Raw genomic sequence first — 17,692 nt, forward strand, 5'->3', positions numbered from 1 at the left:
TTTTTACTATTTTTCAATATAATTATATCTTTTCTTGCTGAGATCGAATAAGAAGTAAAGTTCCATCCCATTCAGAAAAGTAATGTTTCTTTTTGGATTCTTGTGAAGAAGTAACGATTTTTAATCTTCTCCATTGATAACCAGACAAGCTAGGAATAAATTTATCGATACCTTTACTATCCAACCAAGTAATTTCGTGAGGACGGTATAATAAAGTCATTAAATGCTTGGGTGCCAGATGGTAATTAATTGAGCCTATCCATAAGGGTAAGTGAGAGTTTTCGAACCGTAAGCCAGGTTTCCATAACCGAAGCTCGATAATAGTAGTTTCGTGTGGGAGATGTTTGATCATGAATAAAACGGGTGGTTTACCTCGATAAAGCCATGGAAATAAGGGGAGATGACATTCCGGTTTATAGCTTGTAAACCGTCCTAAAGTAGTTTGGACGTCTGTTTTGTTACGGATAGTTTGCCATCCTTTCTGTTCTAATGTTTGTTCGATAGTGCTTAGCTCATCTATCCATTGAATGTTGAGAGGTTGAGCAGGATGGCCGAATCGATTAATTCGGAAAATAGGCACATATCGTAATGGATTTTTCCACCAATCCTCAATAGTAGTTTCTTGAATGGGCCAAATAGGTATATAACGATGAATTAGAATGTGGTATTTTAATTTGCTAAGACCAGCCCACGGAATGGTAATAGCAAAAATTAAAAATATTAACCATTTTAAATTTCCAAAAGCTTTTGGAGGGGTATAGCGTCGATACGAAACAATAATACTTAACAAAATCGCAAACCCAAAGAAAAGACTACCTAAAACATCTTCTAGCCAGTGTGCACCTAAATACAAACGGGAATAGCTTATTAAAATAATTAAAATAGTTACTAAGATATAAGGGATCCAGCGCCATTTTTCAGATATCTGTTGAGCTGTTAAAAAGGCAATAAAACCGAAGATAGGAAGGCTAAGTCCAATATGACCGCTGGGAAAAGAAGAAGAGTAATCTAAAATTAGAAAGCCTGTGGGTCGCGAAGAATAAATTAACTGTTTAGTAAAAAAAATAAAAAACCCTGTTATCAGGGTAACGGCTGTTAAGTGTACGGCGGGACGAAAAAGTTTTTTAACAATAAGAGCGGATATAAGGATTAAAACAATACTAATTATTACCTGGGTATCGCCTAGTACTGTAATAATAGTGAAAAACTTATCAAAGTTTGGAAAACGTAGACTTTGTAAGAAATAAAATAAAGGCTCGTTAAAGCCAGTTGCAGGTCCTGATATCGCAACAACAATAGCTAACAAGAAAAAACAACAAAGGCTTAAAAATGCTAACAGTACCGTAGTTAATTGATGATGATCTGTCGGAATTTTACGGTTAGTAATAAATTGTAATAAAAAGCGCGAAGAATGGTGATAATATAACCACCGCCACAAATAATTGACGATATTATTGATCATGGATACTAAAAAACTAAAAAAATGCTGGATGGCCCAAAAAAGCAGCCAAACTAAAACGATAATAGCTAATCCTGTTAATATAAATGTAGTGGTTACGTGATGGGGTAATCGTAAGGACACCGTACCGATAAGCACTCCTGGTAGCAAATAAGCAGTTGCCCAAAATATTGCTGAAGGAATAGCTGCAAAGAGAAAGCGAAGCCAACCCATTTTCAAAAGACCTGCAATTAACGGAACGGAACTTCTTACAGGTCCGACAAAACGACCAATTAAGATACTTTTTCCTCCATGTTTTTCGAATAAAGTCTCTCCCACTCTTAACCACTGAGGATATCGTTTAAAAGGCCAGATCAGCCGAAGGTGTTCATTATAATATTTTCCTATAAAAAAACCGACAGTATCCCCAAATAATGCGCCTGCTGCAGCCCAAGATAAAGTAGCATTTAACGAAATCATTCCGCGACCTACCAAAATACCAATGATCGACATAGTAATAGAACCAGGGATAATAGTCCCAATTAAGGGCAAGGATTCAGTGAACGATATAAGAAAAGCAAACAATATACCCATATAGACGTGAGCTTGTAGATAATGACTAATTTGCGTGAGATAATGCTCAATCATCGATTATTTTTATTTTGCTATCCAAAAAAAGATGAGAAAATTTATAAGAATATATCTTATAAGAAGATATCCCCTTTCATCTGTAAATCAGCATGATACGAAGAACGGACTAATGGGCCACTGGCGACATTAGTAAATCCTAAATTTTTTGCAAGTTTGCCTAATTCAAGAAACTCTTGAGGTTTTACATAGTGATCGACGCGCATGTGATAACGAGTAGGCTGCAGGTATTGACCAAGTGTTATCATATCAACATCATGTTTACGTAAATCTTGCATCACAGTTTCTACTTCTTCACGCCTTTCCCCAAGGCCTAACATCATACCAGATTTAGTAGGAATTCCAGGAAAGCGCTTTTTAAATTTCTGTAATAAGGTTAACGAACATTGGTAGTCCGCGCCTGGTCGAGCTTGCTTATATAATCGAGGAACTGTTTCAATATTGTGGTTAAAAACGTCCGGCAAACCTCCAACAAGAATATCTAAGGCTTTTTCCATTCGTCCACGAAAATCAGGAACTAAAATCTCAATTTTAATATCCGGATTTTTTTCACGCACAGCCTTAATACATTGGACATAATGTGAAGCCCCTCCATCTCGTAGATCATCTCGATTCACTGATGTAATAACCACATATTTTAAAGCTATGAGATTTATGGTATTTGCCAAACTAATAGGTTCCTTAGGATCAAGAGGGTTAGGGCGTCCATGTCCTACATTACAAAAACTACAGCGGCGTGTACATTTATCACCCATAATCATGAAAGTAGCAGTATTATGACTAAAGCACTCATTTAAATTAGGACAAGAAGCCTCTTCACAGACTGTCACCAGTTGATTATCTCGAAGTAATTTTTTCAGTTGTTTTTGTTTATTATCAGTAGATAAACGAATTCGAATCCAACTGGGTTTGCGAAGCGGATTATCAGTAGCTTCGATTTTAATAGGAATGCGTGATAGTTTCTCTTTTCCGCAAGCTTTCTGAGTTGGATCATATTTTGACATTGATAAAGGACTCCAACGTATTTTCTATTTTGATGAGAGGCTGATTATATCCAAAATTCTTTAGAAGAGGTAAAATAATTGCCTGACGAACTGAAGATAAATTAATATCATTCACGTAATTACATACCTGTGTCATAGTTAATCCCTTAAATCCACAAGGATTAATATAAGTAAATGGAGTTAAATCCATCACTACGTTAAATGCTAGTCCATGATAGCTATATCCTTTGCGTACGCGAAGACCAATGGAGCATATCTTTTCTTCTTCAATATATACTCCAGGAGCTGATTCCTTTCCTTTAGCATTGATGCCAAATTGTTTTAAAGAGTCAATAATGGTATTTTCAATAGCACGTACAAAAGATCGAGTCTTAAGTTTGAGACGATTAAGGTCAAACAACAGATATATCATAAGCTGTCCTGGTCCATGGTAGGTAACTTGGCCACCTCGATCACATTGGATAAGAGGAATCTCATGAGTATTCAACACATGTTCTGGTTTACCAGCTAGTCCTTGTGTAAAAACAGGAAAATGTTCTAGCATCCAAACTTCGTCTTTGGTATTAGAGTCTCTTTGAGAAGTAAATACCTGCATGGCTTTCCAAACAGGTAGATAAAGCATTAATTGATTAAACTGGCGAATAATAACATCCACAGCAGTATTTTACTCAGGATAAAATATAAAGACTAGATCATAAAGAGAACAGGTGCTTTCAAAGAAAAGATGAGACAGATAAAGAATAACTTTTCCGCTCTAAAAATATTCTGAGAAAATACTCAGAATATTTTTAGAGCGGAAACATAAGTAATTAACAATATTTTAAAAATCAGAGCCATAACGCAACTAAACACTTTTGATTATATCTTGTAATCCTTAACTATATAATAGTAAATAGAATGACCTTAGAGAAAAAACACCAAAACTCAAATAATTAATCTAAATAATTAGTAAGATAATATAGAAGAGAGAAAATTTTTGAAGAAAAAGTAGATACACTGGATCACACATACAATCTGGTAATTTGGAACAACCAGTGATGATATTAATTAAATAAAAAAGAAATCAATAAGCTCGCGTTAATCTCAGTACAAAAATACCAATGATAATAGCACTCTCATGCACAAGGAAGAATTCAACTACAAAGTCAAAAGAGTAATGACAATACAATATCTGACAAAAAAGAAACTTTTGAAGTCCATAATGACTTCAATGAAGCGAGAATCAAATAATAATGAAAATAAAAAATCTCAGCGAATAGCAAAGCAATTTCTATTGCGCTATTTTTTCCTTAAACTCTCAGCCTACAATGAGTTTAAAATTTTTCAGTCCAATAGATTATCCGAGCCCAATTTAACAGTAGAATTGAGAAAATGAGCCCCCTCAGGGTGTTAAAAATCATCAACCGGTTGTAACATACTTTCAACAGGGTCCTGTAATTAAAAACAATAGTGTATAGTAATGTTTCCTCTTTACTACAACTAAAATATATGTGGATTTTCTACTTTGGATATCAGTTATGAAGCTAACTATCTTTTACCTTCCTAATAACTTCCTTCTTAAATTCTGGCCAATCACGTGTATTTAAAAAGTCAAGATTTGACAAATTGATAGATGGACTTACTTCAGTCGTATTAGCAACGAGCGTTTAACGTAAATGCTATTTCTGGTATCCGATCCGAACTACATCTCAGGGCTACTACCCTGACTATTTATTGTATCTGAATATTACTATTTGTAGGAACATAATAATCTTTCCATTAGTCGAAAATATGTATGTTTCTACCACGTGTACCTCTCTGGTTTGGTTGGCAGCCTCTTTAGTACTATAATAAACAAAGGTGAAAATTTTTTTAGATAAACCACTCGGATAGTTTAATTGAATCAAGAGGTCTTTCAATTAGTGTCGTGTCCCAGTGGTAACGTCTTCCTTTGGAAAAATCATTTCCGATTTATTTAAGATTAGGTTTTAATATAATTTCCAAGGTTCTGTTAGTAAAAAAAGAGTTTTAATGCTCCTTTATAATGTTTTGTTAAAGATCCACTTAAAGAATAATGCAATATGGTCCCATATTCGAGATAATGGGCTTGCTATAGGATCTTTTTGCAATGCAATTAAAGATGCGGTGATAATTGGTTTTTCATTGAATGTAATATTAATCACGCCGTAAGATTGGCCTTTTTTTAATGGAGCTTGTAAATAAGATTCTAAAAATTGTATAGTGGCTTTTAAATTTTTTTTATCACTTGTAGGAAAGGTAACATATAAAGAATTTGCTAAACCAAAAGCAACACGTTTCTTTTTACCAAACCAAATTCGTTTTTGAGTAATTGGTGCATAGGCATCGAATAGTCGTTGCGTTTGATAAAAACGAAATCCGTAATTCAACAAAACTTCGGAATTATCCATACGATCACTATCGGTGGGTGCACCTAACACTACAGAAATTAATCGCATCCTTCTGCGCTGCGCGGATGCGATTAAACAATAGCCTGATTTTTCGGTATACCCCGTTTTTAAACCGTCTACAGAATTATCACGCCATAGTAAACGATTGCGACTTGGTTGCTTAATATTATTATAAGTTAACCATTTTTCAGAAAAGAAATGATAATATTCGGGAAATTCTTTGATAAGAGCGCGGGTTAAAAGAGCCATGTCATAAGCAGTAGAGTAATGATGAGCGTTGGGTAATCCTGTCGAATCCACATAATGCGAATTTTTCATTCCAATGCGCTGTGCCACTTGGTTCATCATTTGAACAAAGGTCTGTTCTGTTCCTGCAATATATTGGGCTACTGTCACGCAGGCATCATTTCCGGAAGCAACAATAATTCCCTTAATGAGAGAATTAACTGGTACGTATGAGCCTTCTTTTAAAAACATACGAGAACCGCCTGTTTTCCATGCATTAACACTAACTGCTACTTTATCATCTAAATGTATTTGTTTGTTCTTAAGTGCCTGAAAGGTTAAATAAAGTGTCATTAATTTGGTTAAACTTGCAGGCTGTAAGCGCTGATTCATATTTTTTTCAGCAATAACAGCTCCGGAATTGACATCCATTAATACGTAACCTTTCATGTTTAAATTGGGCAAAATAGGTGTTAAGGAATGTAGTGTTTCTGGTGTTGAGTTCGTAGCGTTTTTTGATAAATTTAATTTTTTTTGAGTGGTGATACTATTTAGGTTAGCTGATAAAACAGTAATCATTCCAAAAGTAATAGATAAGCCGATTACATAAAAAAAAATAACTCTTATACGTGAAGACAAAAACTTCATGTCAGGTTTCCTCAAGCAGGTAGTTTTATTGGATTTTGAAATCCTATCGCATTTTACACTTATAAAAAAGGGACATAAAGCCCCTTTTTTATAAGTGAACGTTTTTCTCCTTAGAATCTAATTTAAGTTTAGAATCTATAAGTCAGACCTACTATAGTTGAATTCAAATTGGGTAGGTAATTAGGACTGCTAATGGGGTCTTTTCCAAAAATACGGGAATAGGAAACATCAACAGCTAGGCTAGGAGTGAGGTTATAACCAATACCAGTACCTACTTTAGGTCGAACAAGATCCCTAGAACTTGCTTTCCAGAAGGTTATTGGATGATTACCAAATTTTGCCTTTAAAGCACTATTGTTTTCGTGAACGTAAGCAACCCCACCTTCTACAAAAGCATAGAAATTATTGAAAGGGATATTCGCTTTGCCCATCAAGTCGAAAGCATATAAGGAAGTCTTAGTCGTTTCTGTAGAACGACTTTGGCTTAAAGGATTATCTTTGGTCAAAGGTTGGAAAGTCAAAGTTCGGTAAATTGGATGATACCCACTAAGACCAGTTTCAATACTAAAATATTGGTTGACGTCATATCCGGCAATAATATGACCTTTAAATCCAGAACTTTTTTTATCGTCGCCGCTCAGTGTAGGCCGAACACCGAGTGGGGCTATAATTCCAGCTGGAAAACCAATAACTCTATTATCTTTAGGGTCAGCCCAACTGTAGCCCCCCTCGCCACGAACATAAAAGCCAGTGCTATTGGAACCCGATGAATCCATCGAATCAGCTAAAGCACCAGTGCAAAGACCAAAAGTGGCAACAGCTGTCGCGCCGATTGCAATTTTTTTCAACATAAAAATTATTCCTCTTTTTTACTTATTTTTTACTTAATTCGTAACATGAACACCCATCCAGAACCAGTGCTGGATTAAACGAAGATCCGTCAGGCATAAAACACCAAAGGAAAGGAAACGATACAACATTTCCTTAACGAGATCCATCAGGGACATAATTCTAATAAATAAGCTACAGATGTGTCAATACGCTTTGGAATTTTTCAGAATTTTATTTAATGTTAATTTTTTTATTAAGAGAGATCTTTTATATAGAGAAATTCTAAAGTTTCTATTTAGAACCAGTATGTTATGTATTTATTAAGAAGTAAATTCAAATTATCGAAATTGAGACTTTATTTTATAAAGAATTAGATTACATATCGTGTAGTCGACCGTGCTCACAATTTAATTTTTTGCTATGAAAGTGTTTTAGTTTATGATTCACCTTAATATGTGCTACATTCAGCCTCATTAAGTTGCTTTAAAATACGTAACTGGCTGGTGTAAATAATTTCTTACATTTCCAGGAAAGTTTTATTTCCGTTTTGTTTTCTCTTTATTGAAGAAGAGAAAACGAACTAAACCAAACTGTAGTTAAAACCCAAGAATCGTAAGACAGTTTAGAGTAAATAAAGTAATTGCTTAGGATAACCCATGTGGAATTAGGAATTTCTGAAAATAGATCCGATAACATAATCGATGACAACTACCGAGAAAGTATTTAAGTAGGTATTATCTCGAATGCGGTTATATAATAATATTCTTAGAAAAGCATTATCCAAAGTTCTTTAGTTAATTTCAACTTAGCTTTAAGTTCCGATAAAACTTGGTTGACTAAAATCATAAAATTATCGATTCTTTAAAATAGTATGAGGATTAATTATGGCTATTGAACAAACTTTATCAATTATTAAGCCGGATGCGGTTTCTAAGAATGTAGTCGGCGAAATTTACACACGTTTTAAACAATATCACCTTAAAATTGTTGCAGCAAAAATGCAACATTTGAGTGAAAAACAAGCAAAAGCATTCTACGTCGTTCATAAAGAACGTCCATTTTACAGAGAATTAGTTAAGTTTATGATCCGGGGTCCAATTATGATTCAAGTGCTTGAAGGTGAGAATGCGATTGCTAAAAATCGTGAGCTCATGGGAGCCACTGACCCTAAAAAAGCAGCACCTGGGACTATTCGAGCTGACTTTGCGGATTCTATCGATGCCAATGCTGTGCATGGTTCTGATAGCCAAGAGACAGCAAAAGAAGAAATTTCTTTTTTTTTCAAGCCAGAGGAAATTTTTTCAAGTTTTGAGTATTTAAATGCTTGACTTTATCTCAACATATCGAAATCGTATTAATCATCAACTGGAAAATTTACTACCGGCTCGCACACAATCGCCTGAACGTTTACATCAAGCAATGCATTATACTGTTATGTCTAAAGGAAAACGATTACGTCCGTTGCTAACATATGCAACGGGACTTTGGCTTGAAGTTGAGCCCATGAAAATGGATAATGTGGCTTGTGCTATCGAACTCATTCATTGTTATTCATTAGTTCATGATGATTTACCGGCAATGGATAACGATAATTACCGTCGAGGTAGACTCAGTTGTCATAAAGCTTTTGATGAAGCAACAGCTATATTAGTCGGAGATGCTTTGCAGTCATTGGCTTTTGAAATATTAGCCAGAGAAAATAATTCTCGTTTAATAGCTACTTTAGCGCACGCTTCCGGTTCTTTGGGTATGGCTGGTGGCCAACAACTCGATTTAGCTGGAAAAAATGATGAAAATGTTCATCAATTAAAAACCGGTGCTTTATTTCGCGCAGCTGTCGAATTAAGTGCGCTTTGCGCAAAATGTTCAGATGGAAAACTAATTCAGCAATTGCGTGAATTAGGTACAACTGTTGGGTTAATTTTTCAATGGCAAGATAATTTAGCTGATCAAGTTCAATTGGAGGCAAAAACACAAAATTTTATTAGTGAAAATATTGCTTTTTTATTTAAAAAAGCAGAGCAATTAATAGCTAATTTAGATGGAGATGTCACTTTTATTAATTTAATAATTAATTCCTTACGACGAATTTCCTCTCAAAGTTCTTAAATCAATTTTTAGGTTTATTCATTAGGTTGTTTATCTATGATAGGTTTATCTAAGGGTACGGGTAGTCATTAAAGTGCTTCTCGAGTTAATCCTTCAGTTCGTGTAATGTTCTTCCAAAAAATCTACTTTTTTTATGCATTAGTGGTTTCATTATTTTCTTTTTTTGATATTTTACCCTTTAAAAAACAGATTTATTTTTCATTTAGGGTGAAAATACTCATATAAGATAGTTCCATTTGAAGTTTCAAGATGATCTTTTCTAAAAAATAAAAATCGGGAAGTCAGTCACAAATTAGGAATCTATCGATCATTTTATTACACCTAATACATACATCTACATCTTTAAAGTAGCTCTCAAAATGAACTTATATAATCTTGCACAATATTATGAATTCAAAGGTTTGAGGACAGAATACTTTTGGAGGGAAGTTATACTGTCCACTATGAAGCTTTTAGTTTACTTAAACTAGATTAGATTAGTAGAAAAATAGTAGCAATAATAATAATCACTTGATACAATTCTCTAATTTTCTTCTTATCAAATTCGATGTATGACGATAACTGCCTGTGTGTGAGTATTATCTAGTTTTGTTCTTAAAATGCAATATTCTCTATCTAGAACCACGACTTTTTTCCAATTTGGAATTTAAGAATGTGTACAGTAGTGTTTTAAATGCTGTTTCTATTTCTCGAAGGTAGTGCTTTATTTAAGTTCTTCCATCTATGAAAAGTATGAATTCATTAATCATCTTAAACGCAGAGATTACTTCACCATCTGGTTTTTCTTTAGGAAATTTCCGCATACTCTTATCATTTACTGAATTGTTCTATCTTCTGAAAGCAGTCAACAATTCTCATCGAGAAAGGTAAATTTTGTTGATAAAAAGATTATTAATATCAGTAGCATTTTTTAATTTTTAATTCATTTAAGGATTTTTTGATCTAGTTTTTATAAGATTTAATGACAAACTGGTTTTCCATTAAGAAAACGAATAATAAATTAAAAATGATATGAGCGATGAAAATACTCACGTAGTAAATGAGACAGTTAATTTGATATGTTATTTCCATGTCCTAAACTTAATTACTTTGAAATTAAAATCAATTTGAGTGCTTCACATTTAATTAGTTAGAATTGTTATCCAGAATTATGATTGCATACAGTGAAAACTAGGTAATTAGGTGTTGATTCGTAATAAAAGGTACAAAAACATCCCACTCAAATATAGTTAATCGTTGATTATATATATTATGTAGCTTAAAACTTAAGATATAGTAGAACAAATTCGGATACATAATCTCTCTATATTCTATATTCTATTTGTTTAAGACTTTATTAAATATTTAAAAATGATAGAAAAGATTAATCTTTTAAATTTAAACGAGGACGCACTTAGAAAGTTTGTAATCTCCTGTAGTCAGCCAGCTTATCGTGCAACTCAGCTCTTACAATGGATCCATCAGAAGATGGTAATTGATTTTTCCTTGATGACGAATTTTAGTAAGGCATTCCAACTCCAATTAACTAAGAAAGCTGTAGTGAATCTACCAGAATTGGCATTGGAGCGTATATCCCAAGATGGTACCCATAAATGGTTATTTCGTTTAGATGATAATAATAAAATAGAAACTGTGTTTATCCCTGGCCATAATCGAGGAACTTTATGTGTTTCCTCCCAGGTGGGATGTGCTTTAAATTGCAGCTTTTGTGCTACAGGAAAAGAAGGATTTAATCGCAACCTTACATTAGATGAAATTATTGGGCAGGTTTGGTTAGCTACCCGGATTTTAAAAATGAAACCTTTCTACAAGATTACCAATGTAGTTATGATGGGAATGGGTGAACCGTTATTAAATTACGATTCTGTATTGGCAGCCATGCATTTGATGATGCTTGATCATGCATATGGCTTATCTAAGTATCGGGTAACTCTCAGTACGTCCGGAGTCATTCCTGCGATGCAACGTCTGTGCCGAGAAAGCCCAGTTTCTCTAGCTGTTTCTCTTCATGCTCCAAATAAAGAATTGCGAGATATTCTTGTTCCGCTTAATAAAAAATATCCCTTGCAGAAATTAATTCCTCTTTGTCGGGATTATTATCCTCGTGAAAGTAAGCGTTGCGTAACCTTCGAATATGTAATGATTAAGGGAGTTAATGATAGACTCGAGGAAGCACAACAGCTGATTCAATTATTGTCGAATGTACCTTGTAAAATAAACTTAATACCTTTTAATTCATTTGAGGGAACTCATTATCGCTGTTCCACTGAAATAACTATTACTACTTTTCAAAAAAAGTTGATAAAATCAGGATTTAATACGCGAGTTCGACAAACGCGGGGAAACGAGATTGCAGGCGCTTGTGGTCAATTGATAGGCCAATTTCAAGATCTCACGGGACGTTATCAACGCTGGCTTAAAACTTAGATTTATCTTTTCTGAAGAATAAAAATCTCTGATTAAAGCGAAGAATAAAGTAGCTTAGAATAGAGCTAGCATCTTTAAAACTTATAAAATACATAAATCCTTTTTTCAAGGATAATATGTTTCTAGATAGTCATTAACTCAGGTATAATGCGGATTAAGTATTACCTAGGAATGCTGGTCTATAGAAGGAAACCGTAATTGAAGACACAGAGATTAATACCAAATTATCTAACTAATTATTAAAACATCAGGAACTTTATTGTGTGAGGCCCACCAAAATAAGAACTTCAAGCACGACAATATAGCGAGACAAATGCATTTAAGTGTTCAGTGGGTAGAAAATCTAGAAAAGGATGACTATTCCCAAGCTCCTGCTTTAATTTATGTAAGAGGCTATTTACGTGCCTATGCTCGCTGTGTTGGACTTAGATCTGAAAAGATTATGACCGCATTTGATGCCTTAGCTTTAAATGAAGAATTTGAACAAATTAAAGTTCAGGAAGAAAAATCAGTAAAACATCAATCAGTTCCCGTAATTTCGCACTCAAGTCGGATGATTAGCCGAAAGATGACTCGTTGGATTACTTTTCTAATTTTAGCTATCTTAATTGTATCAGTTGGTATTTGGTGGCAAGAAAAAAAACGTTCGATGGAACAGATACAATTTGTTGTGGCACCGACAGGGGTTACCTTTGAAAGAAATGATTCATGAATCAACACCACCTGTGACGTCAACAATAAAAAATAAAATTATTTTTTCAAGGATGGATCATTGACAGGAACGATTAAAGCTATTCGAGGGATGAAAGATATTCTCCCTGACGAAATACCTTATTGGTCTTTCCTTGAGAAAAAGTTTCGCAAACTTATTACTTCTTACGGTTATCGTGAAATCCGCTTACCCATAGTAGAGCAAACTGCTTTATTTAAGCGTACTATTGGTGAAGCTACAGATATTGTAGAAAAAGAAATGTACACTTTCTTAGGCCAAAATGGAGAAAGTTTCACATTACGCCCGGAAGGAACCGCCAGTTGCGTTCGAGCAGGTATTCAAAATAGTCTTTTTTACAACAAAATCCAAAGATTGTGGTATATAGGGCCTATGTTTCGTTATGAAAAGCCTCAAAAAGGCCGCCGCCGTCAATTTTACCAAATAGGTATAGAAACTTATGGAATAGCAAATCCCGCTATTGATGCTGAGTTAATTTTAATAGGTCGTCGCCTATGGAAATTACTTGGTTTAGAAAAATACATTACATTAGAATTGAATACGTTAGGAACACAGCACTGTCGTTTACACTATCAAGAAAGACTAATTCATTATTTGAAGTCACGAAAGACAGAATTGGATGAAGACAGTCAACGGCGTCTGATTATTAATCCTTTGCGAATTCTAGATAGTAAGAACCCTGCTATGAAATCTATTATTGAAGGAGCACCAAAGCTTCTAGATTATTTGGATGATGAATCTCGTCGTCATTGGGATCAATTAAAATCTTTCTTAGATCAAGCAAAGTTTTCTTATATTGTAAATCCTAACCTAGTTAGGGGTCTTGACTACTATACCCATACTGTTTTTGAATGGGTGACTAGTCAATTAGGTACTCAGGGTACTGTTTGTGCAGGAGGACGTTATGATGACCTAGTTGAACAAATTGGAGATCATCCAATGCCAGCAGTTGGGTTTGCTGCCGGTTTGGAACGAATAATATTATTACTGCAAGCAACACGTGAATGTGCCCTTCATTCTGATATTTATCTCTTAGCAGACGGAAAGCAAGCAGTAGAGCGGGGATTAATAGTCGCAGAACGCCTTCATGATGCTTTACCTAATTTGATTATAGAAACCCATCTCAGCGGTGGTAGTTTTAAAAGTCAATTTAAACGTGCTGATAAGAGTGGTGCAAAATGGGCACTAGTTATTGGTAAAGAAGAGATAAAAACGAATAAAATAACCATTAAACCTCTACGTAAGACTTTACCACAACAACAACTTAGTGAAAATGAATTAATAGCTTATTTACATGAAAAAATTTATGTGAATAAACAATCTAACTGTTCGAACAGTTAGATAATTAAATTATGGAATATCTTCCAATAAAGAACAAATTGAAATTATTAAACAATGATGACATAATCATCCCGGTTTCTGTTTCTATCGCGCTGTTAGAATTTTAATTGGTTTGTATTAACAGGTGTGTCGGCATCATCATTAGCAAAGATGGATCCATAAAAAAGCTTCATATTTTTGAAAAACATGCGATTATCAAATACTGACAAGCTAAAACAAATCAATTAATAAATCAGATTATTAAAATTATCCAAGAACCACTTTTTTAGCTATTTCTTTCTTGAACTAAACGTCAAGAATGCGGTGTTCGTTCTGGATTGTCTTTCTTTATTGGCAGCAAGTTTGAAAGCGATTAATGATTTTATGTTAGCTTAATTAGTGAAAATATTAAAGATAAGTATTTATGCAGTAATAAATAAAGCAGATACCGAAAATTTTATAAGCATCACAATAGATCTAATCTATTGAAATTGAGGGTTCTTATTTATAAATTAAGAATATCCAGCTAAAGAAATCAAGTGTATCTCTTCATGAAGAGATCTTTCCACGTGGGGTAAGGAATATAAACATGCTTCCAGTTATTGCCATCGTTGGTCGACCTAACGTTGGTAAATCGACATTATTTAACTACTTAACAAAAAGCAAAGTAGCATTAGTGGCTGATATTCCTGGAGTCACGCGGGATCGTCAGTACGGGAGAGTAACAATCGGATCTCAACGTATCTTGATAGTGGATACAGGAGGGCTAGCAGATTCAGAAGAATCCGCTATAGCAGTTCTTGCAGAAACTCAAGTGAATCAAGCAATTGAAGAATCAGACTGTGTTTTATTTTTGGTAGATGCAGCAGTAAGTCTTACTTCTATCGATGAAATTATAGCTAATCGGTTGCGCAAAAAAAATAAAAGAATCTTTCTTGTAATTAATAAAGTAGATAGAACTGAAGCAGAAACGACTCGAAGTGAATTCTATCGATTAGGTTTTAGTGAACTTTATTTGATTTCAGCAAAAAAAGGTTATGGAATCAATCGGTTAATGACGAATATTCTCGGTAAGTTGATGTTAGAAAAAAAAATTGCGGGAAAAGAAGTTGAAAAAGAATTAGGAATTAAAATTGCGTTAATTGGCCGGCCGAATGTAGGAAAATCTACTATTGTTAATAGACTGTTAGGTGAAGAACGTGTCATTGTCTATGATCAACCAGGAACGACCCGAGAAAACATTTATATTCCTTTTATTCAAGGAAATAATAAATACACGTTAATTGATACGGCGGGTATTCGCAAACGAGCGAGAATTCACGGACAAGTAGAAAAATTTTCAATTATTAAATCAATGCAAGCTATGTATGTTGCTGATGTTATTATTTTTGTTTTAAATGCTCATGAAGGTATAAGAGCACAGGATTTACGATTATCAAATTTAATAATTGAGACAGGTGCACCATTAGTGATAGCTATTAATAAATGGGATTGTTTAGAGAACAACAAGCGCAAACAAGTAAGGCAAGATATTAACCGACGAATGTCTTTTATAGATTTTGCTTGCTTTTATTTTATTTCCGCGTTAAAAGGCAAAGGGATGGGAAAATTATTTCAAGCAATTGAGGAGTCATACCAATCGACTCATCAGAAATTAACCACGAACCAATTGACAAAAACTTTGGAAAAAGCAGTTTCAGAACATAAATCACCATTAGTAAAAGGGCAGCGAGTGCGTTTGCGGTATGCGCATCTTGGCAGTCGCCGTCCGCTAACCATTGTTATTCATGGTAAAAAAACTCAATCCCTTTCTCAATCGTATTCTCGCTATCTTGCTAATTATTTCAGAAAAACATTTAATTTTATCGGGGTTCCAATTCACATCAAATTAAAAACCGATCCTAATCCTTATGAGGAAGTACTACCTAACGTCTAGGTTTTGCATTTTATGTAAAAAAAGTCCCTGCCAATTTTCTACACGATTGAGGTACATTAGCCTAATCGCTATAAAACTTTCAAAGATTACTATTTTTGTAGAGTACGTGAATTAGAGCTTTTTTGAATATTTGAATCAATTTAGCAAAAGAGAGATCATTACAAAGCATAAAGTATTAATTAACAATATTTAAAGAATACTCAAATAAATAATTAATTTTAAATAATACCAGTTCTTCACTTAATTTTTCTTTAGGCAACACCTGAACGCTCAGCATAGGGTGGGTTTTGTTAAGAAAGGTGAAACTAAGACTAAAGTCTTATTAAACAATGATAATCAGAGAAAATGATAAGTGATGTGAGATAGGGTCTAATAAAATAAATATGTATCTAAAATCAATCAACGTAACGCTAATAGATAAAGTAGTAATTTCTACTAAATGAGTAAATAATTTAGATAAATAAAGATATTAAATGAATTTATAAAAAACAAAGTGCGTCCATAATTATGGATATACTTGCTGTAATAACTAATTAACATGTAATAAATAAACGTTTATGAAAATAATAAAAATAACTAGGAAGGTTTTTGACTTTATTTTTTACAGACCAAAAAAAATTATCATTGGAAATAACACCTATGATCAATAAAGTTAAGTGTTTTTAGGGAATTTTATTCCTATAAATTTCCTCCGATTAATCCTACAGTTAATATGATCAGTATAAAAGCTAATAAAATAAGACTATGAGTATTTTCTTTTTCACATCTTTTTCTATAAATAAATGAGTTACAATCATGATAGTAATTATAGGTTACATTAAGCCCAGAGAAGATATCGGTTAGGTGTAATAACTCGATCAGAAACAAAGTCCGAAACTGCAATCAGTCCAAAAGATGACAGCTAAATCTTTTCAGATCCATAAAAGAGCTATTTAGCTATGGCTATGATCATTAGAGTAATAGGAACAGAGCATCTAATCCTTGTAGAAATACGACCGATGATCACAGTGGTGCGTTTCTGCGCCAATGCAAATCAAGAGATTAATAATAAAAACGAGGTTCGTAAAAATATATTTTAACGATTAAAGAGATTACCGAGTTGACTCCCTAACCATCTAATTTCAATAAATAGGTATCTAAAATAGACAGCTTCTATATTCTTCTATAGTAAGGAGAATTTTATTTCCGCGATAGTACTTAGATCGAAGACAGATAAACAGTTTTATATTAATGGACTTAAATAAAGGATAAACCGCTTTTTTTCTTGAAGAAAATAATTAGAATTTACAAATTGGTTATTCTCAGGAATGAGATTAATTTTGATATGAGACATATCTAGGAATGCAATAACACTTTTAATGTTCTTAATATGAAGAAATGATTGATAAAATAATCAAAAGTGAGCTTATGAATATTTTATTGAGTAGGGATTCTCATTAAGTTCTCTATAAAAAGTGAGATGAAATCTTTTTTGAGACATACTAAACTTGCAAATTCACTGTATATTTACGATGTATATTTACGATAGTATCTAAAATTTTAGAGTTAAATATTGAATTAAACAGTTTTCAGTGCACTTTAGTGAACTCACTTTTAAAGTTGTGAAGGTTTCTTTAATCAACGGCAAAAGATGCATCTCGCAGAACACAATCAGTTACGGGCAAACTACCTAATTAGATCAAAATACTCTGCAATTAAAAATAATTTATCAAAGCCTTAAAATGCAAGTCTCTCTTTTTGAGAGGCAGCTGTTATGTGCAATATCATCTTTTTTTAAGTCTATTATTTTAAATTAGCTAAATTTAAAATTACCTCTGAAATCGGCATCTAATTAACGAACTGGGGCAATCTGGATTCTATCAAGCTCTTGTAATTTGTTACGATGAATGTAGTCTTTACGATGATTATTATCTTGTAAAGACCAATGGGAATTTCGCTGTTAACTTTATAATCCTTTTCATAGAAGCA

The 17,692-nt window shown here is 33.5% G+C and carries 11 protein-coding genes; 6 read left to right on the forward strand and 5 right to left on the reverse strand.

Annotated elements, in window-relative coordinates:
* Nucleotides 1–22 precede the first annotated feature (22 nt).
* The 5 genes from ONG85_RS02410 to ONG85_RS02430 form a co-directional block, all read right to left on the reverse strand.
* Nucleotides 23–2,086 (reverse strand): bifunctional DedA family/phosphatase PAP2 family protein, encoded by a 2,064-nt coding sequence (locus ONG85_RS02410; protein WP_264435349.1) that lies wholly within the window; start codon nucleotides 2,084–2,086, stop codon nucleotides 23–25.
* Nucleotides 2,087–2,142: 56 nt separating this feature from the next.
* Nucleotides 2,143–3,090 carry a lipoyl synthase gene (gene lipA / locus ONG85_RS02415; protein ID WP_264435350.1) on the reverse strand — a complete coding sequence of 316 codons (948 nt, stop codon included), beginning with the start codon at nucleotides 3,088–3,090 and terminating at the stop codon, nucleotides 2,143–2,145.
* On the reverse strand, nucleotides 3,077–3,745 hold the full coding sequence (gene lipB / locus ONG85_RS02420) for a lipoyl(octanoyl) transferase LipB (protein WP_264435351.1): 669 nt from the start codon (nucleotides 3,743–3,745) through the stop codon (nucleotides 3,077–3,079). Before lipB ends, lipA begins: the two co-directional genes overlap by 14 nt.
* A gap of 1,363 nt (nucleotides 3,746–5,108) precedes the next feature.
* Nucleotides 5,109–6,371: a D-alanyl-D-alanine carboxypeptidase family protein gene (locus tag ONG85_RS02425; protein WP_264435352.1), complete on the reverse strand. Its 1,263-nt coding sequence runs from the start codon at nucleotides 6,369–6,371 to the stop codon at nucleotides 5,109–5,111.
* 128 nt (nucleotides 6,372–6,499) lie between these two features.
* On the reverse strand, nucleotides 6,500–7,222 hold the full coding sequence (locus tag ONG85_RS02430; RefSeq protein WP_264435353.1) for a porin family protein: 723 nt from the start codon (nucleotides 7,220–7,222) through the stop codon (nucleotides 6,500–6,502).
* 864 nt (nucleotides 7,223–8,086) lie between these two features.
* Here ONG85_RS02430 and ndk point away from each other — a divergent pair.
* From ndk to der, 6 genes are all read left to right on the forward strand, one after another.
* A complete protein-coding gene (ndk, locus tag ONG85_RS02435) occupies nucleotides 8,087–8,530 on the forward strand; it encodes a nucleoside-diphosphate kinase (RefSeq protein WP_264435354.1) in 444 nt (147 codons plus the stop codon).
* Nucleotides 8,523–9,311 (forward strand): polyprenyl synthetase family protein, encoded by a 789-nt coding sequence (locus ONG85_RS02440; protein WP_264435355.1) that lies wholly within the window; start codon nucleotides 8,523–8,525, stop codon nucleotides 9,309–9,311. Before ndk ends, ONG85_RS02440 begins: the two co-directional genes overlap by 8 nt.
* Nucleotides 9,312–10,661: 1,350 nt before the next feature.
* Nucleotides 10,662–11,738, forward strand: a complete 1,077-nt coding sequence (gene rlmN, locus ONG85_RS02445; RefSeq protein WP_264435356.1) for a 23S rRNA (adenine(2503)-C(2))-methyltransferase RlmN — start codon at nucleotides 10,662–10,664, stop codon at nucleotides 11,736–11,738.
* A 313-nt stretch (nucleotides 11,739–12,051) separates the two neighbouring features.
* Entirely contained in the window at nucleotides 12,052–12,450 is a 399-nt protein-coding gene (locus tag ONG85_RS02450; RefSeq protein WP_406566705.1) for a helix-turn-helix domain-containing protein, read from the forward strand.
* A gap of 60 nt (nucleotides 12,451–12,510) precedes the next feature.
* The gene (gene hisS, locus ONG85_RS02455; protein WP_264435358.1) at nucleotides 12,511–13,809 is read left to right on the forward strand and encodes a histidine--tRNA ligase; all 1,299 of its coding nucleotides are present in this window, start codon (nucleotides 12,511–12,513) and stop codon (nucleotides 13,807–13,809) included.
* Nucleotides 13,810–14,377: 568 nt separating this feature from the next.
* Nucleotides 14,378–15,724, forward strand: coding sequence for a ribosome biogenesis GTPase Der (der, locus tag ONG85_RS02460; RefSeq protein ID WP_264435360.1), 1,347 nt, complete (start codon nucleotides 14,378–14,380; stop codon nucleotides 15,722–15,724).
* Nucleotides 15,725–17,692: the final 1,968 nt, after the last annotated feature.

Source organism: Coxiella endosymbiont of Dermacentor marginatus, from assembly GCF_907164955.1.
GTDB lineage: Bacteria > Pseudomonadota > Gammaproteobacteria > Coxiellales > Coxiellaceae > Coxiella.

Coding starts and splice junctions, on each gene's coding strand:
- ONG85_RS02410 (WP_264435349.1), bottom strand. CDS start 2,086: ATGATTGAGCATTATCTCACGCAAATTAGTCATTATCTACAAGCTCAC.
- ONG85_RS02430 (WP_264435353.1), bottom strand. CDS start 7,222: ATGTTGAAAAAAATTGCAATCGGCGCGACAGCTGTTGCCACTTTTGGT.
- ONG85_RS02450 (WP_406566705.1), top strand. CDS start 12,052: ATGCATTTAAGTGTTCAGTGGGTAGAAAATCTAGAAAAGGATGACTAT.
- rlmN (WP_264435356.1), top strand. CDS start 10,662: ATGATAGAAAAGATTAATCTTTTAAATTTAAACGAGGACGCACTTAGA.
- ndk (WP_264435354.1), top strand. CDS start 8,087: ATGGCTATTGAACAAACTTTATCAATTATTAAGCCGGATGCGGTTTCT.
- ONG85_RS02425 (WP_264435352.1), bottom strand. CDS start 6,371: ATGAAGTTTTTGTCTTCACGTATAAGAGTTATTTTTTTTTATGTAATC.
- lipA (WP_264435350.1), bottom strand. CDS start 3,090: ATGTCAAAATATGATCCAACTCAGAAAGCTTGCGGAAAAGAGAAACTA.
- der (WP_264435360.1), top strand. CDS start 14,378: ATGCTTCCAGTTATTGCCATCGTTGGTCGACCTAACGTTGGTAAATCG.
- ONG85_RS02440 (WP_264435355.1), top strand. CDS start 8,523: ATGCTTGACTTTATCTCAACATATCGAAATCGTATTAATCATCAACTG.